This is a genomic window from Phytohabitans flavus, assembly GCF_011764545.1.
Taxonomy (GTDB): Bacteria; Actinomycetota; Actinomycetes; order Mycobacteriales; family Micromonosporaceae; genus Phytohabitans; species Phytohabitans flavus.
Window position 1 is genome coordinate 3,066,247 of the sequence record NZ_AP022870.1, and the last position, 22,447, is coordinate 3,088,693.

Annotated in this window: 19 protein-coding genes, 1 tRNA gene and 2 pseudogenes; 5 read left to right on the forward strand and 17 right to left on the reverse strand. The window is 72.6% G+C overall.

The window, feature by feature from the left end; translation table 11 throughout:
- Nucleotides 1-7: 7 nt before the first annotated feature.
- The 4 genes from Pflav_RS13355 to Pflav_RS13370 are packed head-to-tail and all read right to left on the reverse strand — an operon-like array spanning nt 8 to nt 4,025.
- The gene (locus Pflav_RS13355) at nt 8-940 is read right to left on the reverse strand and encodes a TolB family protein (protein ID WP_173036466.1); all 933 of its coding nucleotides are present in this window, start codon (nt 938-940) and stop codon (nt 8-10) included.
- Entirely contained in the window at nt 937-1,512 is a 576-nt protein-coding gene (locus Pflav_RS13360) for a Pvc16 family protein (protein ID WP_173036467.1), read from the reverse strand. The genes Pflav_RS13355 and Pflav_RS13360 overlap by 4 nt, the downstream gene beginning before the upstream one ends.
- Nucleotides 1,493-3,451: an ATP-binding protein gene (locus tag Pflav_RS13365; RefSeq protein ID WP_232071341.1), complete on the reverse strand. Its 1,959-nt coding sequence runs from the start codon at nt 3,449-3,451 to the stop codon at nt 1,493-1,495. The genes Pflav_RS13360 and Pflav_RS13365 overlap by 20 nt, the downstream gene beginning before the upstream one ends.
- A 4-nt stretch (nt 3,452-3,455) precedes the next feature.
- Nucleotides 3,456-4,025, reverse strand: a complete 570-nt coding sequence (locus tag Pflav_RS13370) for a response regulator transcription factor (protein WP_173036468.1) — start codon at nt 4,023-4,025, stop codon at nt 3,456-3,458.
- A 235-nt stretch (nt 4,026-4,260) separates the two neighbouring features.
- Between Pflav_RS13370 and Pflav_RS13375 the strand changes: the two genes are divergently transcribed.
- From Pflav_RS13375 to Pflav_RS13385, 3 genes are read left to right on the forward strand one after another with little or no spacing between them, the layout of a single operon-like run.
- Nucleotides 4,261-4,815: a transglycosylase SLT domain-containing protein gene (locus tag Pflav_RS13375; protein WP_173036469.1), complete on the forward strand. Its 555-nt coding sequence runs from the start codon at nt 4,261-4,263 to the stop codon at nt 4,813-4,815.
- The gene (locus Pflav_RS13380; RefSeq protein ID WP_173036470.1) at nt 4,782-5,837 is read left to right on the forward strand and encodes an NlpC/P60 family protein; all 1,056 of its coding nucleotides are present in this window, start codon (nt 4,782-4,784) and stop codon (nt 5,835-5,837) included. The genes Pflav_RS13375 and Pflav_RS13380 overlap by 34 nt, the downstream gene beginning before the upstream one ends.
- Nucleotides 5,834-6,895 (forward strand): COG1470 family protein, encoded by a 1,062-nt coding sequence (locus tag Pflav_RS13385; RefSeq protein ID WP_173036471.1) that lies wholly within the window; start codon nt 5,834-5,836, stop codon nt 6,893-6,895. The genes Pflav_RS13380 and Pflav_RS13385 overlap by 4 nt, the downstream gene beginning before the upstream one ends.
- A 1,016-nt stretch (nt 6,896-7,911) precedes the next feature.
- Here Pflav_RS13385 and Pflav_RS13390 read toward each other — a convergent pair.
- From Pflav_RS13390 to Pflav_RS13440, 13 genes and pseudogenes are all read right to left on the reverse strand, one after another.
- A complete protein-coding gene (locus Pflav_RS13390; protein WP_173032627.1) occupies nt 7,912-8,838 on the reverse strand; it encodes a hypothetical protein in 927 nt (308 codons plus the stop codon).
- Nucleotides 8,748-9,356, reverse strand: a complete 609-nt coding sequence (locus tag Pflav_RS13395; RefSeq protein ID WP_173036472.1) for a dynamin family protein — start codon at nt 9,354-9,356, stop codon at nt 8,748-8,750. Before Pflav_RS13395 ends, Pflav_RS13390 begins: the two co-directional genes overlap by 91 nt.
- 23 nt (nt 9,357-9,379) lie before the next feature.
- Nucleotides 9,380-10,543 (reverse strand): hypothetical protein, encoded by a 1,164-nt coding sequence (locus Pflav_RS13400; RefSeq protein WP_173036473.1) that lies wholly within the window; start codon nt 10,541-10,543, stop codon nt 9,380-9,382.
- Nucleotides 10,540-11,196: a dynamin family protein gene (locus tag Pflav_RS13405; RefSeq protein WP_173036474.1), complete on the reverse strand. Its 657-nt coding sequence runs from the start codon at nt 11,194-11,196 to the stop codon at nt 10,540-10,542. The genes Pflav_RS13400 and Pflav_RS13405 overlap by 4 nt, the downstream gene beginning before the upstream one ends.
- Nucleotides 11,197-11,256: 60 nt before the next feature.
- The gene (locus Pflav_RS48660; RefSeq protein WP_415624413.1) at nt 11,257-11,832 is read right to left on the reverse strand and encodes a hypothetical protein; all 576 of its coding nucleotides are present in this window, start codon (nt 11,830-11,832) and stop codon (nt 11,257-11,259) included.
- Between the two features lie 104 nt (nt 11,833-11,936).
- A pseudogene (gene nrfD / locus Pflav_RS48665) lies at nt 11,937-12,293 on the reverse strand (NrfD/PsrC family molybdoenzyme membrane anchor subunit); the annotation flags it as partial.
- Nucleotides 12,215-13,042, reverse strand: coding sequence for a 4Fe-4S dicluster domain-containing protein (locus tag Pflav_RS13415; RefSeq protein WP_197938424.1), 828 nt, complete (start codon nt 13,040-13,042; stop codon nt 12,215-12,217). The gene Pflav_RS13415 and the pseudogene nrfD, both read right to left, overlap by 79 nt.
- Before the next feature lie 3 nt (nt 13,043-13,045).
- Entirely contained in the window at nt 13,046-16,312 is a 3,267-nt protein-coding gene (fdh, locus tag Pflav_RS13420) for a formate dehydrogenase (RefSeq protein WP_173036475.1), read from the reverse strand.
- 64 nt (nt 16,313-16,376) lie between these two features.
- Entirely contained in the window at nt 16,377-17,102 is a 726-nt protein-coding gene (locus Pflav_RS13425) for an acetate uptake transporter family protein (protein ID WP_197938427.1), read from the reverse strand.
- 72 nt (nt 17,103-17,174) lie between these two features.
- Complete coding sequence (locus tag Pflav_RS49275) at nt 17,175-17,585, reverse strand: SelB domain-containing protein (protein ID WP_232071343.1); 411 nt, start codon at nt 17,583-17,585, stop codon at nt 17,175-17,177.
- Nucleotides 17,540-18,943 carry a selenocysteine-specific translation elongation factor gene (gene selB / locus Pflav_RS13430; protein WP_232071345.1) on the reverse strand — a complete coding sequence of 468 codons (1,404 nt, stop codon included), beginning with the start codon at nt 18,941-18,943 and terminating at the stop codon, nt 17,540-17,542. Before selB ends, Pflav_RS49275 begins: the two co-directional genes overlap by 46 nt.
- Entirely contained in the window at nt 18,943-20,259 is a 1,317-nt protein-coding gene (gene selA / locus Pflav_RS13435) for an L-seryl-tRNA(Sec) selenium transferase (protein WP_415624318.1), read from the reverse strand. The genes selB and selA overlap by 1 nt, the downstream gene beginning before the upstream one ends.
- Nucleotides 20,260-20,283: 24 nt before the next feature.
- Nucleotides 20,284-20,377, reverse strand: a tRNA-Sec gene (locus tag Pflav_RS13440).
- Nucleotides 20,378-20,409: 32 nt separating this feature from the next.
- Between Pflav_RS13440 and selD the strand changes: the two genes are divergently transcribed.
- Entirely contained in the window at nt 20,410-21,420 is a 1,011-nt protein-coding gene (gene selD / locus Pflav_RS13445; RefSeq protein WP_173036476.1) for a selenide, water dikinase SelD, read from the forward strand.
- A gap of 74 nt (nt 21,421-21,494) precedes the next feature.
- A pseudogene (locus tag Pflav_RS45385) lies at nt 21,495-22,325 on the forward strand (NAD(P)-binding domain-containing protein); the annotation flags it as partial.
- Nucleotides 22,326-22,447 lie beyond the last annotated feature (122 nt).

Genomic DNA, 22,447 nt, shown 5'->3' on the forward strand with positions numbered 1-22,447 from the left:
AGCCGGGTCAGTACCAGTTGGGGTGGCCTTCGCGGGCGCCCGAAGCGGTGAGAAGCGTCTCGCCGGAGCCGTCGACCCGCGCGACCATGATCGTTGGGCGGTGCAGCTCGCCCCGGACGAAGGCGAACCATTTGCCATCCGGTGACCAGGCCGGGTCCATGTCGCGCTGCGGATCGCTGGTGAGCCGGTGCGGGTTGGAGCCGTCCGCCCCGATGATCCAGATGTCCGAGGTGCCGGGGCCGGTCTCCCGGGTGTACAGCACGAACTTTCCGTCCGGGGACGGCGCCGGATCGTTCACCGGCCCGGCCTGTGGCCCGGCGATCAGGCGCCCCGGCTCGCTGGGCTTGGCGACGTCGAGCGCGTAGATCTGCCGCGTCCCGTCCCGCTTGACCCAGTAGGTGATGTGCCGGCCGTCGGCCATCCAGGTCGGGTCGTCCTTCTCGTCGGTGGAACGGGTGAGCTGGGTCGGCGCCGACCCGCCCGGCTCCACCACGAAGATCTGGTTGACCCCGGCCACCGACCGGGTGAAGGCCAGCCTCTTGTCGTCCATCGACCACGTCACCCGGCCGCCGGACACGTTCTCGATGATCTTGGTGAGGCCGCTGCCGTCGGCGTTGACGGTGTACGTGTTGTTCACGTCGTTCTCGTTGCGGTTGAACACGATGCGCTTGCGGTCGTGTGACCACTTTGGACTGGCGTCGCTTCCACTGTCCGTGATCTGCCGGCGCGCGTCGCTGCCCGGGGTGAGCACGAAGACGCTGCTGCGGCGTTCCGGCGGGTTGTCGGCGCCGGTGTCCACCCGGATCAGGATCGGATCGGTGGGATACGGCGGGGCGGGCGCGGTGCCGGCGTCGACCGGAGTCTCATCGCCGCGGATGGGCCCGCAGGCCGCCGTACCAGCCACCACAAGCACCGCCGCGGCGACCGCGAGCCGGTTCACGCGCCGACGCCGGGGGTGGCGCGGACGGTGAGCTTTTCGGTCGGCGGGCCGGCCGTCGCGCGCAGCGCCGCGTCCACGGTGACCGTGACGACGAGGTCCAGGCCGGGCTTCAGCTGGCCGCCCAGCGCCGACCAGAAGTCCGAGTTCTCACTGCCGTCGCCGCCGCGCAGGTGCAGGCTGGGCAGCGGCCGCACCGAGGCGAACACACCCTGGAGGTACTGGGCCTCGATCACCGGGTGCAGCAGCAGCGCGGCCAGCAGGTCACCGAGCAGCGAATGCTCGTCGCGCGCCTCGCTGGTCCAGGCCGTCACCAGGTACCGGCAGTCGACGCGGGGCAGCGGGTCGCGCCGGAACCGCCGGCCGTCCGCCTCCTCGACGATCACCTCGCCGTAGTCGCGCTCGCTCAGGTTGGGCCGGATGTCCCAGAGGTAGAGGTCGACCGTGGGCCGTGAGGAGAGCGACGCCGCCCACTCGCCGTCCGGGGCCTCGAAGGCGATGTCGACGTCGCGGGCCGGCAGCGGTACGACCTCGCGCAGGAACGCTTCGAGCGTCTCATCGAGCAGGTGCAGCATTGGTGTCTCGATTCACCAGGTCGAAGTAGCGGTCGAACTCCTTCTCGGTGCGCAGCCGCCCCAGCTTCTGGAACTCGCGCTTCACCGACAGCACAGCATGGCGCATGGTGATCGGGCTGTCCTCGGCGGCGGCGAGGAACGCCGCGCCGAGCGCCGCGTTGCTGATCACACCGCCGGTGATCTTGAACTGGCGGGCCAGGAAGTCCAGGTCCAGATCGGACGCCGGTGCGCTGGGCGGGAAGGCGCGGGCCCAGATGGCGCGCCGCTCGTTCTCCTCCGGCGCGGTGAAGTCGACGGCCACCGAGATGCGCCGCAGGAACGCCGGATCGATGTTCCGCTGGAGGTTGGTGGCGAGCACCACGAGCCCTTCGTACGTCTCCAGCCGCTGCAACAGGTAGGCGACCTCGATGTTGGCGTACCTGTCGTGCGCGTCGCTGACCTCGGACCGCTTCCCGAACAGCGCGTCCGCCTCGTCGAAGAACAGCACCAGATCGCCGGCGGCGGCCGCGCCGAAGATGCGTTCGAGGTTTTTCTCGGTCTCGCCGATGTACTTGCTGACCACCGCGGACAGGTCCACTTTGTACAGATCGAGGCCGAGGTCGCCGGCGACCACCTCGGCGGCGAGCGTCTTGCCGGTACCCGACGGCCCGGCGAAGAGCGCGACCACGCCGGCCGACGGCAGCGGGCTGAACTGCCACTGGCCGTACACCGTCTCGCGGCCGCGGTGCCGGGCGGCCAGCTCCCGCAGCTGCGCGGCCTCCTCGGCGGGCAGGATCAGGTCGTCCCAGCCGCGCCGTGGCCGGACGCGCACGGCGACCCCGTCGAGGTGGCCTCCGGCCAGGCGGCGGACCGCGGGGGCGACCTGCCCACCGTCGGCGGTGGCCGCGGCGGCGACGAGGCGCAGCTGCTCGCGGCTGAGCCGGTACGCGGGGTCGGGTGCCCGGCCCAACGCCCGCTGCCAGTCGTCGGCGTCGGCCTCGCCGTCGGTCACCCGGATCTCCCGCCACGGCAGGTCCGGCACCGCCTCCAGCGGCTGCTCCCCCGCCGACGACAGCACCCAGTCGAGGTGCCCGGCGCGCGCGACGATGTCCCGCCCAGCCGCGCTCAGCGGAGCCGCCAGCTCGAGGACCGCGACAAGGTTGCCGATCGTGGCCTCGCGTACGACGGCCTCCCACGCGGCGGAGGTCTCCGGCGGCCGGCTGACCAGCATGCCCGCACCCGGCCGGTGCTCCGACACCGCCCGCAACCGGCTGTCCCGGTCACCGCCGTGCACAAGCAACAGGCCGCCCGCCCCGGCCGCTGAGTCGGCGACGGCGGCGATCGTGGTACCCGGTGGAAGTGCCTCGTCCGGCGATGGATCACCGCGCAGGTGCCAGATCAAGCGGGCGGCGGGCTCGCCGTAGAGGTTGGCCCAAGGCCCCTCCCCGCCGGGCCGGGCCAGCCCGGCCCGGCGAAGGCCGCCGCCGGGCGCGAGTGCGCGCTCGGCGACGTGCCCGTCCGGCTCGGCGAAGATCCGGGCCAGGGTGGCCAGCGTCAGCCGAGGCAGCTGCACCGAGTCCTGGACGTAGCAGACGAGCCGCTGGCGGGCGGGCGACATCTCGACGGCGACGAGCAGCGCGAGCACCTCGGCCTCGCCGGGCCCGAGCTGGGCCGCGCGGGCCACGTCGGCGAACGGCGACCGGAGCCGCAGCCGGGCGGCGAACTCGCGGCGTGCCTTGCGCACCTGCGGCGCGAGGGTCTGGCGCACCGTGGCGACCCGCTCCGCGACAGGTCCGTCCAGGCCGGGCAGGGACGCCAGCACGCGGTCGACCTCTTCGTCGCCGACGAAGAGCCCGGCGAAGTCGCGCGGCGGGCGGCCCTCGCCGAGCCGGCAGATCAGCGCCTCGCGTTGCAGCAGGGTGTCTGCCAGGGTGGCCCAGGGCTCCGCCAGCGCGGCCACCGGGTCAGATCACGCCCTCGCGCGTGGCCACCGCGACCGCCTGCGCGCGGGTCCGGCAGTTCAGCTTGGTGAGCACGTCGTGCACGACGTTCTTGACCGTGCGCTCGGAGAAGCGCAGGTCTTCGGCGATGCCGCGGGTGTCCATCCCGTCGGCGAGCAGCCGCAGCACGGACCGCTCGCGCGGGTTGAGCCGGGTGGGGCCCAGGTGCGAGCTCTGGGTGACGTGCAGCAGCAGGCGGGTGAGCATGTCACCCGGCAGGGCGACGGCGCCGGCGACGACGGCACGCAGGGTGGCGATCAGCGTGTCAGGGGTCAATGTGGAGTGTGGCAGCACGGCACCGACGCCGGCGTCGACGATCTCCCGGACCGCCTGCTCGTCGACGTCGCGCACGGTGGCAACAAGCCGGGTGTTGTTGCCTTCCGCGAGCCGGACCGCCCGGCGCAGGGTGGGCCCCGCGTACTCGAACAGGAGGATGTCGAGGCCGGCCAACACCGGCTCCGGCGCCAGCGTGGCGCTCTCGCCACGAACCACGAAGTCAGCCTGCTGGAGGCACGCGGCCATGCCCCGGCGCACGATGGCATGGCTGTCGTCTATCCAGACTGTCGGCGGCCCTGGAGAAATCATGGAGTCCCCCTGCAAGGCGAGGCCAGCGGCAGTGGCCACAGCACATGATGCGCACGCCGAGTCGATCAAAACAATAGCCTGTCCGCTTCTGTCGTAGATCCAACTCACCTGCCCTTTCCGCTGCCCATTAGGGCAGCATGATGATTTCTATGCAGGGTGGACCAGGCGTCCTAGGCTCGTAACCATGCCGAGGTTCTCTGCCGAACAGATCTACGGCTTCGCCCGGCGCGCGGGGTTCAGCCCGGACGAGGCGGCGACCATGACCGCCATCGCCCTGGCCGAGTCCAACGGCAACAGCCGCGCCCACAACCCGCACGGCGAAGACTCGCGTGGACTGTGGCAGATCAACGGTCGGGCGCATCCCGACCTTGTGGACAAGTACGACCTCTACGACCCGCTGCAGAACGCGAAGGCGGCGTACGCGGTGTCGCGCCAGGGCGAGGACATATCACCGTGGACGGTCACCCACGGCGGCAACGGTGCGCGGTACCTGCGGTACCGCCAGGACGCGCAGAACGCGGCGATCGCGTACGGCGACGGCGGCGGGCGCGGCGTCTGGACCGGCACCCCGGGGTACGGCCATCGGGTCCCGGCCGCCGCACCGGGTGGTGGCGGAGCTGACCCCCGCCCGATGGGGCCGGTGGCGGCGGTGGCGACGATAAAAATGCCGCGTTGGAGACATTCCTGCGGGTTGCCGAAGCGCAAGTGGGTGACCCGTATGTGTTCGGTGCCGAGGTAAAGCTCGACGACGACGATCCGGATGTTTTCGATTGTTCCGAATTCACCCAATGGGCGGCGCATCAGGCCGGCGGAAAACTGCCGGACGGCGCCACCGCGCAATACCTGTACCTGAAAGAACGAGGTTTGCTGATCCCGGTCGACAAGGCCAAGGACACGCCCGGGGCGCTGCTGTTCTCCTTCGACCGCGAGCCCCGGCCGGGCGACGGCCGCACCCCAGGGGCGCACGTGGCGATCAGCCTGGGCGACGGCAAGGTGGTCGAGGCGGCAAACCGCAAGGCGGGCGTCCGCGAGGCCAACGCCGGAGACAGGTTCGAGTACGCGGCGGTCATCCCCGGCATCTCCGACGGCAGCGTGAAGCCGCGCGCCGCCCCGGAGCCACTACCGGCCCCGGACCCGGCTCCCGCGCCGGAGCCGCCGGTCACGCCGGTCGCGGCCCCACCCCCGCCGCCCGAGCTGGGCGGGCCGGACACCGACCGCGACGGGCTCAGCGACGCGTTCGAACGCCGCCGAGGGCTGGACCCGCTGCGCTCCGACACCGACGGCGACAACCTCAGCGACGCGCAGGAGCTCGTCGTGCACCGCACCGACGCGCGCCGGGCGGACAGCGACGGCGACCAGCTCAACGACGCGTTCGAGCTGGCGCAGGGGCTCAACCCGCTGTCGCCGGACACCGACGCCGACGGAAACCTGGACGGCGGCCTTCCCGCGATGCGCACGGACGCGGACGGGGACCGCGTAGACGACGCCCTGGAACGGGTACTCGGCCTCAACCCCGCGCTGAGCGACAGCGACTCGGACGGCTTCGGCGACGGGCTGGAGTACCACGCCGGCTCGAACCCGCTGAGCATCGTGGACAATCCGCTGATGCACCGTCCTCTCCCCGGCGCGCAGCCCGGCCAGGCCCCGTTGGGCGACGATCCGACAACGGTCTTCACCGGTACGGCGCCGGTACCCGCGCCGAACCCGGCGGGTGCGCCCCCCGGCGCCCTACCGGTCCAGCCCGATGAGATCCTGCCGTGACCCTTGAGTTCAAGCTCAGCTCGACACCGATCACGCTGGCTCCCGGAGTCGAGACGCGGGTCCCGCTTGAGGTGCACAACCGCGCGTCCACCCCGCTGGCGGTACGGGTCTCGGTGGCCCGCGGCCGGGCCGCCGCCTGGGCGTACGTGGAGCCGCCCGACATCACTGTGGACGCCGGCGGGACGGCGGCCGCCGAGGTGGTCCTGGAGGTCCCCGCCGACCAGCCACCGAGCCCCGCGCTCGTGCCGTTCACCGTGCACGCCGTCGAGCTCGCGACGGGCGAGCCGGCCGGGTTCGCGAGCGGGCTGCTGACGGTCGCGGCACCGGTACCCGTGGTCGGGGACCTTGTCGCCCGCGACGGCAAGGCGCACACGTACGACCTGCGGCTGGCCAACGACGGGGCGACCGAGGCGGCGGTACGCGTCGCGGCCCAGCTCGACCCGCCGTCGGGCGTCGTCACCGTCGAGCCGAGCGACGTGCGGATCGAGCCGGGCGGTTCGGTGACGACGGTGGTCCAGGCAAAGCCGGGCAGACCCGTCATGGGCGCACCCAAGCCGTACTTCGTCGTCGTCAAGGTCACCGACGCGGCCGACCCCGACCGCCCGCCACTGCTGAACGCCACCGGCCGGGGCACCCGCAAGCCGTGGGTGGCCAACTGGCTCGCGGCCACGGTGGCGATCGTCCTCGCCCTCGGCATCACCGCGGTCATAGCGCTGTCCGGGATCCGCCCGCTGCTGCCCGGCGCCCGGCGCGCGGCGCCAGAGCCCGGTACGTCCGCGCCGGAGGTGGTCACCGTCGGCCGCCCGTACGCCCTGCTCGACGTCTTCCCGCACCGCGGCGAGGACGGCGGCCGGGCTGCCGCGGAGGCGGCCCAGGCGCGCCTCGCCGGCGCCGGCATGCCGGTACGGCTTGTCGACAGCCTCGCGTCGGATGTGCTCGCCGACCAGGGCACCGGCTTCTGGGTGCTGCTTCAGGACGGCTTCCCCAGCGCCGAGGCCGCGCAGGCATTCTGTACACAGTGGAAGGTCGTCGCCCCCAAGTGCCAGGTGGCCTCCTGACCGCGCCGGCGCGACGAGAGAGCCTGGGCGCGTGACTGCGCCCACCCGCACACCCACGACCACGCAGACAAACCAGGAAAATTGAGCTACCGCGATGTCCGCGGTGGTCCAGACCGTCGCTCCCGCGGCCTCACCCTCCGTCGTCACACAACCACACACGGCCGACTCGGCGGACCCGGGGCGCGCTCGACGCGGGCCTCTCAAGCTGGGCGCGCCAATGCGCCCAGCCCTCGCGCCTCGCGCGAATCGACTCTGGACAGGCGCCGACACGCGCCGCCCCGTACGACCGCTGGATTGACGCCCACACGCCCATCGCTTGATCAAGCCCCACGACATGATCGAAGTCCGCCGCCGAAGGACGGCCCGGCGACGACAGTCGCCCTTGATCGACGAACGGCCTTGCCGTCCGTGGCGAGAAATCGCCCTTGGCGGGGCAATTTCTCACCACGGACGCATAGCCAGCCCGCGCGGCCGCCCTGATCAAGGACCAGCTCCGCGTCGAACGGCGCCGGAGCCGGGCGGGCCGCCAGCGGGTTGTCGGACATCGGACGCGGAGGGTAAGGCTGCGATGAGCCGCGGTCCACCAGCCGCCAGAGCGGCGCTTTCTGGCGGTTTGTCCGTTGGCCGCAAGGTCAGGTCAAGCCGCTCACCGGATCGTGGTATTTAGCTGTGCCTATAACAACAGTTCCGTACCACGATCCGCTTTCGCCGCCGCGAAGGGCGGGCATTTCGGTCGTGCTGGCCGCTCGGGTGCCCGCGCTGCGACTCGCCGGCCCGAAGGCGCCGTCCTGGCGCGGAGTCCGCGCGATCGTTCGCCCAGAACCCCCGGCGCCGCGGCGTGTCGCGCAGGTATCGGGCGAACGATGACCAGCTAGATCGCCACGCGTGGGGTTGGGCTTGGATCGCGGACCCGGCAGCGTAGGTCGGGGATCTCGGCGAGCGCCAGCGAGCCGCCGACCTGCGCGGTGCCCGCGGGAGCATACGGTCAGCGACTGACGCGGACCGGGGAAGAAATCCTAGCCGGCGACGGTGGCCAGGACGCCCTCGCAGCTGCGTACCGCCGCCCTCGCCGCAGTGCGCAGCTCGCGTGCCGAGAAGGGATGCTCGGCGATCACCTGCCACCGCGCGAGGGCCGCCCGCGCGGCCGTGGCGATCCGGGCCGGGGTCGCGTCGGCGGGCAGGCCGAGGCGGCTGTGCGCGGCGGCGCCCGCACCGCCGAGCAGCAGGTCCATCTCGGCCAGTTGCTCGTCGTTGCCGGGCAGCCGACCCGAGCGCAGCAGGTGCAGCAGGCGCAGCTCGACGAACTCGTGTGCGCTGGCCCGGATCCGCTCGGCGTCGGCGGCCAGCGGCGAGTCCGGCGGCAGGCACTCGTCCAGCACGGCCAGCGCCGAGCGGGCCTTGAGCACCTCGCTGCGGCCGACGAACTGCGCGGCGAACACCTCGCGGAGCCGCTCGATGCCGCTGTGGTCGACGAGCGCGCGGGCCAGGTCGGCCGAGTCGGCCACCTTGCCCTCGCGGATCAGGCTGATGGAGAGCCGTACGCCGAACAGGCCGAGCCGGTCGAGGGTACGGCGGCGGGCCGGCTCGGAGGCGCCGAAGCGGTCGGCGGTGAGCAGCAGCTCCACCACCTCCGACAGCGGCTCGGCGGCGACCTGGGCGAGCACCCGGTACTCCTCCTCGCGCAGCGTCGCCCCGGCCGCGCCGAGCAGGCCGGCCACCGGTACGACCACCGGGCACAGCCGGCGCAGCCGCTCGTCGGTGGCGTACCGGGCGGCCACCCGCGCGGCGGCCTCCATCGCGTCCAGGCGGCAGCCGCCGATCTCGTCGGCGCGCGACAGCACACCGACCGCGTTCACCGGGGTGCCGTGCGCCAGGCCGTCGCCGTGAAAGGACTCGAGGAACCGCACGTCACTGCCGTGCATGTGGCGCAGCAGGTAGACCACCGCGTCGGTCTGGGCGGACCGCTCCCCTCGGACTGGAGAAACGCGATCGTGCGCAGCGAGACGTCGGTGCTGAGCGAGGCGATGCCGGGGGTGTCGATCAGGGTGTGCCGGCGCAGCCGGGCGCTGGGCACCCGCACCTCGAGGTGGTCGACCTCCTCGGCGGGCCGGCCCAGCGAGATCTGCACAGCCCCCGCGACCCGCTGGAACGGGCGCTGCTCGGCGGCGCCGTCGCGCAGGTGTGCGGTGACCGCGTACGTCGGGCCGTCGGCGTACCAGGTGACGATGCGGGTGCACTCGCCCGCGTCGGTGGCGGCCAGCTCCTCACCGACGAGGGCATTGAGCAATGTGGACTTGCCCGCCTTGATCTTTCCGGCGATGGCCACCCGCAGCGGCTCGTCGATCCGGCGCCGCGCCTCGGCCAGCCGGTCGCGCAGGGTCGGGTCGGAAATCTCGGCCGACGCCCACTTCAGCAGCGTCCGGACCTCGTCGAGCAGCCGGCCACCGCCTGCCCCGCCCACGCCACGTCCGTACCCGTCGTCGGTCATACCGCGGCCAACTGTTCCAGGCGGCGCCCCTGCTCCGCCAGGGTCGCGGCGCGGCGGTGCCGCTCGTCCGGCGAGAGGGCCGCCGTTTCGCGTACGGCGGCGGCGGTGGCCGCGGCGGAGCGCTCCACCTCCTGCGCGCGGGCCGCGAACTCGTCGCGCAGGAACCGCTGGGTGCGCCGCACCGCTTCGCGCGAGTCGCGGCTGAGGTGGAAGCCGACGTCGTCGACGTAGCGGCGCAACTCGCTCTTGGCCTGCGCCTGGCGCTGCTGCACCTGCCGCTCGCGCTCCATCCGCATGAGGCGGCGGCCCAGCGTCATGCCGGCGAGCAGGCCCAGCGGCGCGGCGACCGCGACGCTGAACATGGCACCCATCGCGCCGAGGATGTAGAAGCCGCCGTAGCTGAGGCGTGCCGCGGTGAACGCCCCCACGAACTTCTGGAGGCCGCTCTTGTGGAAGCTGACGTCGAGCTCGTCGACCTTGCGCAGCGCCAGATCCGGTGACGGCAGGTCGACGTCGAGCCCGTCGTACTCGATGCCGAACTGCTCGGCCACGTCGCGGGCGAGCTGCTCGGTCCGGCTGACCAGCAGCATCAGGTTGTCCACGGCGGCCGCGGTGGCCTCCCGCGCAGCCCAGGCCTGGAAGTCGCGCCACGTGTCGCGCGGGTCGGACTCGTCCAGCAGCTCCTCGCCCTTGCGGACCATCAGCCGCAGCCGCTCGCGCAGGTCGTGGTCGATGTCGGCGGTGAGGTCCTGGATGCCGTCGCCGAGGACGGTCCGCCAGGATCCGCCGCCGAGCTGGGCACTGCGCCGGGACTTCTCGACGTAGCGCTGGGCGATCTGGGGTGCGGCGGCCGGGGCGGCGGCCGCGGCCTGCTCCGCCTGGACCCGCTCGCGCAGCTGGGCGACGACGAAGGCGAGCTCGTCGCGGGCCGCGGCCAGCCTGGACGCGACGGCGTCACCGAGGACCTCGCGACGCAACACGTCCACGAGCCGGGGGAACGCGGACTCCTCGTTGAGCGTGACGCTGTTCTTCGCGTGCGCGTGCATCCGCAGGAACGACGACACGGCCAGGATCGGGACGTCCAGGCCGGCGCGGGCCAGGTGGCCCTGGTTGATCTCCACGATGCGGCGCCACTCGGCGTACAGGTCGATCTTGGTCACCACGCAGAACACGCGGGGCAGCGCTCCAGCGTACGGCGGAGGAACTCGACCTCCGGCGCGGTGAGCTCCTGCGCGGCGTCGGTGACGAACAGGGCCGCGCCGGCCAGCGGCAGCATCGCGAGCGTGACGTTGCCCTGCGCGGAGTCCAGACCGCCGACCCCGGGCGTGTCGACAAAGGACAGGCCGGACTCGAGCAGCCGGCGGTCGAGGCGAACCTCCACACTGCGCGGTGCGGGCTCGTCCTCGCCGGTCGGAGCACCCTCCGTGACGTACCGGCGCAGGTCCTCGATCGCGAGCGGCACCGACTCCAGGGTGCCGTCCGGTCCGGGCAGCTGCCGGGTCGCCGAGGGCGGGCGGCCGAAGCGCAGCACCGTCGGCACGGCGGTGACGATGTCCGCGTCCACGGGGCAGATGTCGGTGCGCAACAGGGCGTTGACCAGCGTGCTCTTGCCCTGCTTGAACTCGCCCACCACCGCCACGACGACGTCGTCGGCGCGCAGCCGCTCGGCGGCGCGGTCGAGCCGCTCCGCCAGATCCGGTCGGTCGGCTTGGACGGCCAGCAGCCGAGCGTCGGCGAACTCCGCGAGAAGACCGTCGACCGGGCTGGCCCGCCGCGCCGCCGTGGGCGTCACCGTGGCCAACCGCTCCCCCACATCGTCCCCGCAGGCTGTACAAACCTTACGCGGCGAAGTCAACGGCTGCCTACGGCGCCCTCACTCCCCGGACGCCGGCCGGCGCGCTCGCTGCGGCACGACCGTGTACTTCGGATCGCGCGCCGAGGCGATCCCGCCCGCGTAGATGCCGAACCGGGTCGCCGCCGACGCGGCCAGCAAGGCGACGCCGGACAGTGCCGAGACGAGCCGGCTGTGCCGGCCGAGCACCGCGCCAGCCATCCCGGCGGCGCCGACCACCCGCCCGGCGCGTAGCAGCCGGCCGGCCCGCCCGGTCCGGTAGGGCTCGCTGAGCAGGTCGAGCCCCCGTTCGAGCCGCCGTATACCGGCGAGCTCCAGGGCCGCACCGGCGACGGCGAGCCGGCGAGCGGGCGCCGACTCGGCCAGCGGCGCGGCGATCAGGGCGGCACCGGCCCCGCTGGCCAGTGCGCTGCCGGCGAAGAGGCGCGGCAGGTACGGATACGCCTCGTGCCAGGACGGCACGGCGGTGTCGGCGAGCAGCACCGACGTGTACGTCGCCAGCGCGGGCGCCACCGCGGCGGCGGCGAACCCGGCGACCCGCCCGGCCGGCGGCAACACCGTCCGGACCAGACCCAAGGGCCGTGCCTGGGCAGCCATGGCACGACCTCGCTCGCCGCGGCCACACCGGACGCGGTACTGAACACGGCGATGATCCACGTCCCCATCGACAGCGGAGACGTTGGTTTCGCTACCCGCAGCAGGTGGTGGAAGCGGTCCGGCCGGCCGAGGTCGTGGATCAGGAGGGAGATGCTCGTGCCGATCGCGCCGAACGCGGTCGCCCGGCCGGCACGGCGTAACGCGGGACGCCCGGTCAGGTCGGCGCCAGCGGCCAGCAGTGCGGCACCGGCGGCGAGGCCACCGGTGAAGAGGTAGGCCGGGATCCCGCGCCCCCAGACGGGCGCCTTGATGATGGGCCGGCCGTAGTACGACGTGAACTCGGCCGGTGGCACTGTCGCCTGCTCGCCGCCCTCCTTCCGGCTCACGACGGCGACCGCCAGATGAACGCGGCCGCCACGGCGGCCGCCATGGTCAGCGCGGCGAGGCCCGCTTGCCGCCACATCCTGGGCAGGTCGCGGGTGGTGACCACCGGGTCGGGCGGCAGCCCGTACACCTCGGGCTCGTCGAGAAGCAGGAAGAACGCGCCGTCGCCACCGACGCCGTCGCCCGGGTCGTGGCCGTAGAGCCGCGCCTCCGGTACGCCGTCGGCGTGCAGCCGCTCGACCCGCCGCTCCGCCCGCTCGCGCAGCTCGTCGAGGCGCCCGTACTGGATCGACTCCGTGGGGCAGGCCTGGGCGCAGGCCGGCGTCATCCCCGCGCCGATGCGGTCGTAGCAGAGCGTGCACTTCCACGCCCGGCCGTCGTTCTCCCGCTTGTCGATCACGCCGTACGGGCACGCCGGTATGCAGTTTCCGCAGCCGTTGCAGATGTCCTCCTGCACCACGACAGTCTCGAACTCGGTGCGGAACAGCGCGCCCGTCGGGCAGACGTCGAGGCAGGCGGCGTGGGTGCAGTGCTTGCAGACGTCCGACATCATCAGCCAGCGGAAGTCGGAGCGCCCGTCCGCGCTGCCGTTCTGGCCGGGCGGGTGCGACCCGGGCATGCCCAGAAAATCCGGCGCGGGCCGCGGCTGCTCCACGAAGGCGACGTGACGCCAGGAGTTGGCGGTCAGCGCCCCCGTGTTGTCGAACGACATGCCGAGCAGGTTGAGCCCGTGACTGGGTACCTCGTTCCATTCCTTGCAGGCCACCTCGCACGCCTTGCAGCCGATGCAGACGCTCGTATCGGTGAAGAACCCCATCCGGTCCATGCCTCAGTCCTCCCGATGCGGGTCAGTGGTGACGATCGGGGACCGCCGCTCCGGCGTCACCCCGGCCCGCCGGTGGTACTCGGCGATGTAGTCGCGCAGTGCTGGGCCGGTGGGCCGCCGCCCGGGCCGGATGTCGCAGGTGCCGACCTTGTTCTCCTGGATCAGGACGTTCGGGTCGAGGACGATCCCGAACAGGTCGTTGGCCGAGTCGCCCCGGGTCAGCCCTTGGCCACCCCAGTGGTACGGCACCCAGATCTGGTGCAGCACCCGCCCGCCGACCCGCAGCGGCGTGATCCGCTCGGTGACCACCACCCGTGCCTCGATCGCCGACCGCAGGGTGACGAGGTGGGCCCAGCCGAGGTGCTCCAGCCCCCGCTCGGCCGCCAGCTCCGGCGACACCTCGACGAACATCGCCGGCTGTAGCTCCGCCAGGTAACGCAGGTTTCGGCTCATCCCGCCGGCGGTGTGGTGCTCGGTGAGCCGGCCGACCGCCAAGACGTACGGGAAGACGTCGCTGTGCGCCTCGGGCGGGCTCGGGTTGAGCTGGTTGTCCGGCCGCTGGTACGCCCGGCGGGCCGGGTTCGCCTGCTGCCCGTAGAGCGGGTTGCGGATCGGCGACTCGACCGGCTCGTAGTGCGTGGGCAGCGGCCCGTCGATCAGCCCGCTGGGCACGTACAGCCATGCCTTCCCGTCCGCCTGCATGATGAACGCGTCGTCCCCGGCGAGCCCCGCCGGACCTGTCGCGCCCTCGGGCGGGCGGTACTCCGGATGCTTGGTCGGCTCGAAGTCGGGCACGTCCGGCCCGATCCACTTGCCCTGCTTGTCGTCCCACCGGATGTACGCCTTGCGCTCGCTCCACGGCCGGCCCTGCGGATCGGCCGAGGCCCGGTTGTAGAGGATGCGGCGGTTCAACGGCCACGACCAGCCCCACTCGAGGGCAACCCAGCTCTGCTCGCTGCCGGGCTTGCGGCGCGCGGCCTGGTTCACACCGTCGGCGTACACCCCCGTGTAGATCCAGCAGCCGACCGCCGTCGATCCGTCATCCCGAGCCTGGACGTACGTCGACAGCGGTTTGCCGGTCGCCACCTCGTACCCGTTGAGTTCCTTGAGCACCGCCTCGGCGCTCGGGTCGCTCTCCGCACCGCTCTCCGGGTAGTCCCAGGTCAGGTCCAGGATCGCGCGGTCGCGGGCCTGCGTGGAGCCGGCCAGCTTCCGCCGGATGATCCGCCCGAGGTGGTAGAAGAACCACAGCTCGGAGCGGGCGTCGCCCGGTGGTTCGACCGCCTTTTCCCGCCACTGCAACAGCCGCTGAGTCTGGGTGAAGGTGCCCTCCTTCTCCACGTGCGAGGCCGCCGGGAGGAAGAACACCTCGGTGGCGCACCGTTCCGGTACCACCTCGCCGGTGGCCACCTCGGGTCCGTCCTTCCAGAACGTGGCGCTTTCGATCATGAAGAGGTCGCGGACCACCAGCCAGTCCAGGTTCGCCATGCCGAGTCGCTGCGCCCGGCCGTGCGCCGACCCGACCGCCGGGTTCTGGCCGAGCAGGAAATACCCCTTCACCGTGCCGTCGATCATGCTCAGCGCGGTCTCGTACGTGCCGTGGTCACCGGTCATCCGGGGCAGGTAGTCGTAGCAGTAGTCGTTGTCCGCCGTTGCCGCGTCGCCCCAGTACGCCTTGAGCAGGCTCGTCGCGTACGCGCGTGCGCTCGCCCAGAAGCCCTTCTGGTCCGGCGCGCTCATGCTGCCGACCCACGCGTCGAACGTGGGGTGCAGCGCGTGGTGCGGCATCGGCAGGTACCCGGGCAGCAGGTTGAACAGCGTCGGGACGTCGGTGGAGCCCTGGATGCTGGCGTGCCCGCGCAGGGCCAGGATCCCGCCGCCCGGCCGGCCCATGTTGCCCAGCAGCGCCTGGATGATCGCGCCGGTGCGGATGTACTGCACGCCGACGCTGTGCTGGGTCCAGCCCACCGAGTAGACGAGCGCGGTCGTGCGCTCCCGCCCGGAGTTGCGGGTCCACGCCTCGCACACCGCCTGGAACGCCTCCCGCGAGACCCCACACGTGGCCTCGACCACCTCAGGTGTGTACCGGGCGAAGTGGCGCTTCAGGATCTGGTACACGCAACGCGGATCCCGCAGCGTCTCGTCGCGGCGGTGGTCGCCCGCGGCCAACGGTGGTCCGTGCGACTCGTGCAGCAGCGGGCCCGCCGTCGCCCGCTGGTTGTTCGTGTCCGCCCCACCGGCGGTCAGCGTCGGCTGGCCCTCGTACTGCCACGTCGTCGAGTCGTAGGCGTGCCGGTCCGGCTTGAACCCGGAGAACAGCCCGTCGATGTCCTCCGCGTCCCGGAAGTCCTCGCTGATGATCGTGGCCGCGTTGGTGTACGCCAGCACGTACTCCCGGAAGTCGAGCTCGTTGGCGAGGATGTAGTTGACGATCCCGCCGAGGAACGCGATGTCGGTACCGGCCCGGATCGGCACGTACCGGTCCGCCAGGGCACTCGTCCGGGTAAACCGAGGGTCGACGTGGATGACCGTGGCGCCGCGGTCCTTGGCCTCCATGACCCACTGGAAGCCGACCGGGTGGCACTCGGCCATGTTCGAGCCCTGGATGATGATGCAGTCCGCGTTGGCGAGATCCTGCTGGAACGTCGTGGCGCCGCCGCGACCGAAGCTGGTCCCCAGACCGGGGACGGTGGCGGAGTGTCAAATCCGCGCCTGGTTCTCGATCTGTAGCGCCCCCAGCGCCGTGAAAAGCTTCTTGATCAGGTAGTTCTCTTCGTTGTCCAGCGTGGCGCCGCCGAGGCTGGCGAAGCCCAGGGTGCGATGGAGGGGACGGCCGTCGGAGTCGACGTCCTCCCAGGTCGCGTCGCGGGCCGCGATGACCCGGTCGGCGATCATGTCCATCGCGGTGGCGAGGTCGAGGTCCTCCCACTCGGTGCCATACGGCCGGCGGTACCGCACCTTCTGCTGCCGCAGCTCGCTGGTAACGAGGTTCTTGCTCGCCGCGCCCTTCGGGCACAGCCGGCCCCGCGAAATCGGGCTGTCCGGATCGCCCTCGATCTGGGTGACCTGGCCGTCCTTCACGTATACGCGCTGGCCGCAGCCGACCGCGCAGTACGGGCAGATGGACCGGGCCACCGAATCCGCCGTCTCGGTCCGCGCGGTCAGCTCCTTCGACCTGGCGGACTTCGCCGCGGCGCCGAGGCCGAGCGGGTCGCTGCCGGTGAGCTGTCGATAGACCGGCCAGCTCCCAAGCCAGGTGCGGACGCCCACGCAGATGACCGTACGCCGACCTGGGCATGGTTCAGGGTGATTTGCCGGCTAAACGATCTGGCGGCTACTGGCCGACCTTGACGCCCGGTTCGCCGGCCGGGAACTGGATCATCTGGCGCGTCTGGTGGCCCGGCACGTTCACGCCCCGCACGATGCCCATCGGCAGGATCACCCGGCCGAACGACGACTCCAGCAGCAGTGCGGTCGCGACGTACCAGGCGATCACCGCGGAGGCGATGAAGAGCCAGGCACCGGCGGTACGCCACGCCGAGATGTCCGCGAGCTGCCCGATCCCCTGGCACGTCGCGCCGGCCGCCAGCGCTATCAGTACCCCTGCGAGGCCGATATTCTTGCCCAGCGCGGCGAGCGACCCGGACCAGGTGATGGCGGCCAGCGCGACGAACCAGTAGCCGAGCGGGACGTTGGGCGTCGGCAGGGTCAGCTGACCGAGCGCGACAAGGAGGAAGAGCAGTCCGTAGGACAGCCAGAAGGCGCCCCAGATGCCGTGCATCGCCGTCGCCAGGCCGTCGCGGGCCCGGTAGGCCCACATCGTGGCGAGGATCTGCGCGAGCCCGCCGCTGAACGCGGCGAACGGGAACAGGAAGTTGGGCGTGTTGGTGTCGCCATACCAGCCCGCGAGGTTGGTGGCGACGGCGAACGTGGCCGCGGCGAAGCCGAACAGCCCCAGGATCGAGGGCGCGGCGACCGGCTGCAAGAAGATCTGCGAGCGGTTGCGCCAGAATTCGAACTCTCCGTTGTGGGTCATGGGATCAGCGAACTGGTGCGTCATGTGAGCTCCCCTCCGGCTGCGTTTCCGCCGGTCCGCCGGGCAGTAGACCCTGGCTACCCCTCCTCGCGGGCCCTACACAACGGCCCGGCGGTCGTCGGGCAGCCGCCGCGTCAGCCGCCGCCGGTCGAGCAGTTCGAGCAGCGGTACCGCCACCCGGCGGGTGGTACGCAACGCCTGGCGCGCCTCGCTCAGGGTGAAGGGTTGTGGGAGCGCGGCGAGCAGCTCGGCCGCCCGCTCTTCGGCCCCGGGCAGCAGCACCACCCCTTCGGTCACCCGCAGCAGCGTCCCGGCGCGCTCGGCCGCGGCGAGTTCGCGACGGCCCAGCCCGAGCGCCGCGAGCCGGGTGGCGTCGGGCGCCTGGAACGGCCGCGCGGCAAGCTCACGGGCGAGCGTGACGACCGCCGCCGCGACAGGTGCCGGCAGCGGTGGCGGTGCCGTCACGTCGACAACCCGCCCGTCCCGCACCGCGAGCGGGGCCGCCACCAGGGCCGATACGATCGCCCGATCGGGTACGCCGAGCAGGGCGCGCAGCGACTCGACGGTCGGGCCGGCCTCGATCGACACGTCCCGGCGGTGCTCGGCGACGGCCCCGGCGAGCCGGGCCCGGAGCCGCTCGGCAAGCGCCGGATCGACAAGCCAGTCGCCGGCGACGACCGCCTCGGCCGGCCCGCCGGCCCCGGTGGCGCGCAGCTCCACGACCCGCACGAAGCCCCGGCGACGCAGCACCGCCGCCGCGTCCGGTGGCCCGTCCGCGGCCCGGGCCAGCTCGCGGGCACGGGCGGCGGCCGCGAGCTGGCCCGGGCCAATGGCATCGGGTCGGTGTCCAGCACGGTGACCCGGCCGACCCCCTGGTGCCGTCCGGGGTCGCGGAGCAACGCCACGTCGCCGGCCGCGACAGGTACCGGATGGTCGAGGGTCAGCCGCGCCATGGCGCCGCCGAGCGGCCGGACCCGCACCGGCACCGCCGCCGATCCGAGGTGCAGCACAAGCGCGGAGGCCGCGCCGGCCAGGTCGCCGTCGACCCGGACGTCGACAAGTGCGCTGGCCGTCCACCCGGACGGGGTGAGCAGCGCGTCGCCGCGCCGCACCGCGGCCCGGTCCACGCCGCGCAGGTTCACCGCGACCCGGGCGACCGCCGGCACCTGGTCAGCGGGACGGCCGAGCGACTGAAGCCCGCGGATCCGCACCGGCCGGTCGCCGTGCCCCGCGGTGTGCAGGAGGAGCGTGTCACCGGTGCGCAGCACGCCGGCGCCGAGCGTGCCGGTGACGACAGTCCCGCTGCCCCGGATGGCGAACGACCTGTCCACCCAGAGCCGTACCGGCGCGCTGGTGTCCGGCACGGGTAGGCCACCGACCAGGTCCGAGAGCGCGGCGCGCAGCTCGTCGAGTCCCTGGCCGGTCGGCGCGCTCACAGGTACCCCCGCCAACCCGGCCAGCGTGGTCCCGGCCAGCCGGTCCCGTACGGCGCGCAGCACGGGCCCCGGGTCGGCCAGGTCGCTACGGGTGACGGCGAGCACCGCGTACCGCACGCCGAGCGCGTCGAGCGCGGCGACGTGTTCCGCGGTCTGCGGCATCCAGCCCTCGTCGGCGGCGACCACGAGCAGGGCGGCCGGTACCGGCCCGACGCCGGCCAGCATGTTCGGCACGAACCGCTCGTGGCCCGGCACGTCCACGAACGCGAGCTGGTCGCCAGCGGGCAGGGTGGTCCACGCGAAGCCGAGGTCGATCGTCATGCCCCGCCGGCGCTCCTCGGCCCACCGGTCCGGCTCCATCCCGGTCAGGGCCCGGACCAGCGTCGACTTGCCGTGGTCGACGTGTCCGGCGGTGGCGACCACGTACATCAGGCGAACCCGGCGGCAACGACGACCGCGGCGTACAGGGCGTCGTCGTCGGCCGGCCGTACGCAGCGCAGGTCGAGCAGGAGCGCGCCGTGCTCGACGCGTCCGACGACGGCCGGGGTACCGGTGCGCAGCGCCGCCGCGAGCTGCGGGGGCAACCGGACGGCGACGGACGGCAGGACCACCCCCGGCGCTCCCCCGCCCCCGACCACGCTGGCGCTTTCCCCGGTCACGGCCGCGACGCCGGCCTCGCGCAGCCGGTCGGCCAGCAGCTCGGCGCGGTCCCGCAACCCGGCGAGGTTGGCGTGCAGGGCGAGCGCGGTCGGTGTCGGCGGCCCGGTCAGGGTCGCCTCCAGAGCGGCCAGGGTCAGCTTGTCCACCCGCAGCGCGCGGGCCAGCGGATGGCGGCGCAGCGCCTCGACCGCGTCCCGCCGGCCGAGCAGCAGTCCGGCCTGCGGCCCGCCGAGCAGCTTGTCACCGCTGGCCGTGACGAGGGTCGCGCCGGCGGCGAGGGTGGTGGCCGCGTCCGGCTCGTCGGGCAGCAGCGGCTCGGGGGCCAGCAGCCCGGAGCCGATGTCCACCACGAGCGGTACACCGAGGCCGGCCAGCGCGCCGGCCGGTACCGCCGAGGTGAAGCCCTGTACCACGAAGTTCGACGGGTGGACCTTGAGCACGAAGCCCGTCTCCGGCCCCAGCGCCTCGGCGTAGTCGCGCGGCGTGGTCCGGTTGGTGGTACCGACCTCGCGCAACCGGGCACCTGTCGACCGGATGAGGTCCGGCAGCCGGAAGCCGTCGCCGATCTCGACAAGCTCCCCCCGGCTGACCACGATCTCGCGGCCGGCGGCTAGCGCGGTCGCGGCGAGCAGCAGTGCGGCGGCACCGTTGTTGACCACATGTACCGCCTCGGCGGCCGGTACCGCGCCGGCCAGCGCGGCGATCGCACCCCGCCCACGCCCGGCCCGCAGCCCGGTGGCCAGATCGAGCTCCACATCGGTGTGACCGGCGGCGGTACGCAGCGCGCCGACCGCCGCGGCGGAAAGCGCGGCCCGGCCGAGGTTCGTATGCAGCACCACGCCGGTCGCGTTGATCACCGGCCGCATCGACGCGGCCCCGTCCGGAAGCGCGGCGACGGCGGCGTCCGGCACCAGATCCGGTGCCAGCTCGCCGCGCCGGGCCTGCTCCTGGGCGGCGACCACCGCCGCCTTCACAGTGGAGCGGCCCAGCCGCTCGGCGGCGGCGACGAGCCGGGCGTCGGCGAGCACGAGATCGGTACGCGGCACCCTCCGCCGCGCGTCGCCGGCCTCCACCGCGTCAAGCACGCAGCGTACTCTAACCGCAACTCAGCGGAGGCGGACGGGAATCGAACCCGCCTGACCGAGGTCCTCGGCCACTACGGTTTTGAAGACCGCGGGGCGCACCAGCTACCCGAACGCCTCCCAGGCGCCGCGACAAGTCCTACCCTTTTCGGGGTGACTGTCGTAACACGTACCCGACTGACCCAGTATGCGCACGGCGGCGGATGTGCGTGCAAAATTCCGCCTTCTGAGCTGGAAGCCCTGGTCGCGGGCCTGACCACCGGCGGGCCGCTCGGGATCGGCGCGACCGGCACGGTGCTCGTCGGCCTGGACGACGGCGACGACGCGGCGGTGGTGCTCACCGAGGCGGGGGCCCTCGTCGCGACCACCGACTTCTTCACGCCGGTCGTGGACGACCCGTACGACTGGGGTCGGATCGCGGCCACCAACGCACTCTCCGATGTGTACGCGATGGGCGGCCGCCCGGTCGTGGCGCTCAACCTGCTGTGCTGGCCCCGGGATGTGCTCCCCGTCGAGCTCGCGCGGGAGGTGCTGCGCGGCGGCCTCGACGTCGCCGCCTCGGCCGGCTGCCACGTGGCCGGCGGCCACAGTGTGGACGATCCAGAGCCCAAGTACGGCATGGCGGTCACCGGTTTGGCCGACCCCGATCGGCTGCTGCGCAACGATGCCGGGCAGGCCGGCGTACCGCTGACGCTCACCAAGCCGCTCGGCATCGGCGTGCTCAACAGCCGGCACAAGGGCACCGGGGAGGTGTTCCCGCAGGCGGTCGACGCGATGACGACGCTGAACGCGGAAGCCTCCCGGGCGGCGCTCGACGCCGGCGCGGTCTGCGCGACCGACGTCACCGGCTTCGGGCTGCTCGGCCACCTCCACAAGCTCGCGAGGGCCAGCGGCGTCACCGCCGAGATCGAAGCGGCCGCGGTGCCCTATTTGGAGGGAGCCCGCGAGGCCCTGGCGGACGGGTACGTCAGCGGGGGTACGCGCCGCAACCTCGACTGGGTACGCCCGCACGCCGACCTCTACGCCATCGACGAGAACGAAGCGTTGCTACTCGCCGACGCGCAGACCTCCGGCGGGCTGCTGGTAGCCGGCGAACTGCCCGGCCACCCGGTGATCGGCCACCTGCTCCCGGCCCGCCCCGGAATCACGATCGCGGTCCGCTAGCGGGGCGATTGACAGACGCCGTTACTTGCCGCATCGTCGTCGTCATTGTCGGTGGCGCGGGAGGGGCACACCCTATGGCGGAACGGACGCACCAGTTTGTCATCGTCGGCGCCGGGCCGGCCGGCCTACAAGTCAGCTATTACCTCCATCGCGCCGGCGCCGACTACGTCACGCTGGAGCGCGAATCCTCCCCCGGCCAGTTCTTCGCCCGGTTTCCCCGGCATCGCAAGCTGATCTCGCTCAACAAGGTGCACACGACCAGCACCGACCCGGAGATCAAGCTGCGGTGGGACTGGAACTCGCTGCTCAACGACTCGCCCGACCTCCTGTTTCCCAAGTTCAGCAGCGACTACTTTCCCTTGGCCGACGACATGGTCCGCTATCTGGCCGAGTTCCAGCGGATCCACGGGCTGGACGTGCGCTACGACACGGACGTGCGGCGGATCGAGCGGGTCGACGGTGGTTTCGTGGTGCACACCGCCGACGGCGAGTGGCGCGCCCGGTGCCTTGTCGTGGCGACCGGCTGGGGACTGCCGTACGTGCCGCCCATCCGGGGCATCGAGCACGCGGTCGGGTACGAGGACATGTCCGTCGAGCCGAAGGACTACGCCGGTCAGCGGGTCCTCATCCTCGGCAAGGGAAACTCGGCGTTCGAGGCCGCCTCGTCGATGATCGGGCACGCCGCGATGGTGCATCTGGCCAGCCGGAAGCCGCTGCGCCTGGCCTGGAACACAAAGCACCCCGGCGACGTGCGCGGGCAGTATGGCGCACTGCTGGACAGCTACCAGTTCAAGACGCTGCACTCGGTGCTCGACTGCACGGTCGACGAGATCCGGCGGGTGGGCGATCTTTTCGAGGTCGACATCACGTACACCCACGCCCAGGGCGAGCGGGCGACGCTCGTGTACGAGTCCGTGTTGCGCTGCACCGGCTTCCGCATGGACACCTCGATCTTCGACGAGGCGTGCCGGCCGGAGCTCGTCCGCGACGACCGCATCCCGGGCTGCGCCCGAACTGGGAGTCGTCC

Excerpts from the sequence above, each read along its gene's own strand:
- Pflav_RS48660 (WP_415624413.1), bottom strand. The coding sequence starts at position 11,832 with ATGGCTGCCCAGGCACGGCCCTTGGGTCTGGTCCGGACGGTGTTGCCG.
- Pflav_RS13360 (WP_173036467.1), bottom strand. The coding sequence starts at position 1,512 with ATGCTGCACCTGCTCGATGAGACGCTCGAAGCGTTCCTGCGCGAGGTC.
- selB (WP_232071345.1), bottom strand. The coding sequence starts at position 18,943 with ATGTACGTGGTCGCCACCGCCGGACACGTCGACCACGGCAAGTCGACG.
- Pflav_RS13425 (WP_197938427.1), bottom strand. The coding sequence starts at position 17,102 with ATGACGCACCAGTTCGCTGATCCCATGACCCACAACGGAGAGTTCGAA.
- Pflav_RS13375 (WP_173036469.1), top strand. The coding sequence starts at position 4,261 with ATGCCGAGGTTCTCTGCCGAACAGATCTACGGCTTCGCCCGGCGCGCG.
- Pflav_RS13415 (WP_197938424.1), bottom strand. The coding sequence starts at position 13,042 with ATGGACCGGATGGGGTTCTTCACCGATACGAGCGTCTGCATCGGCTGC.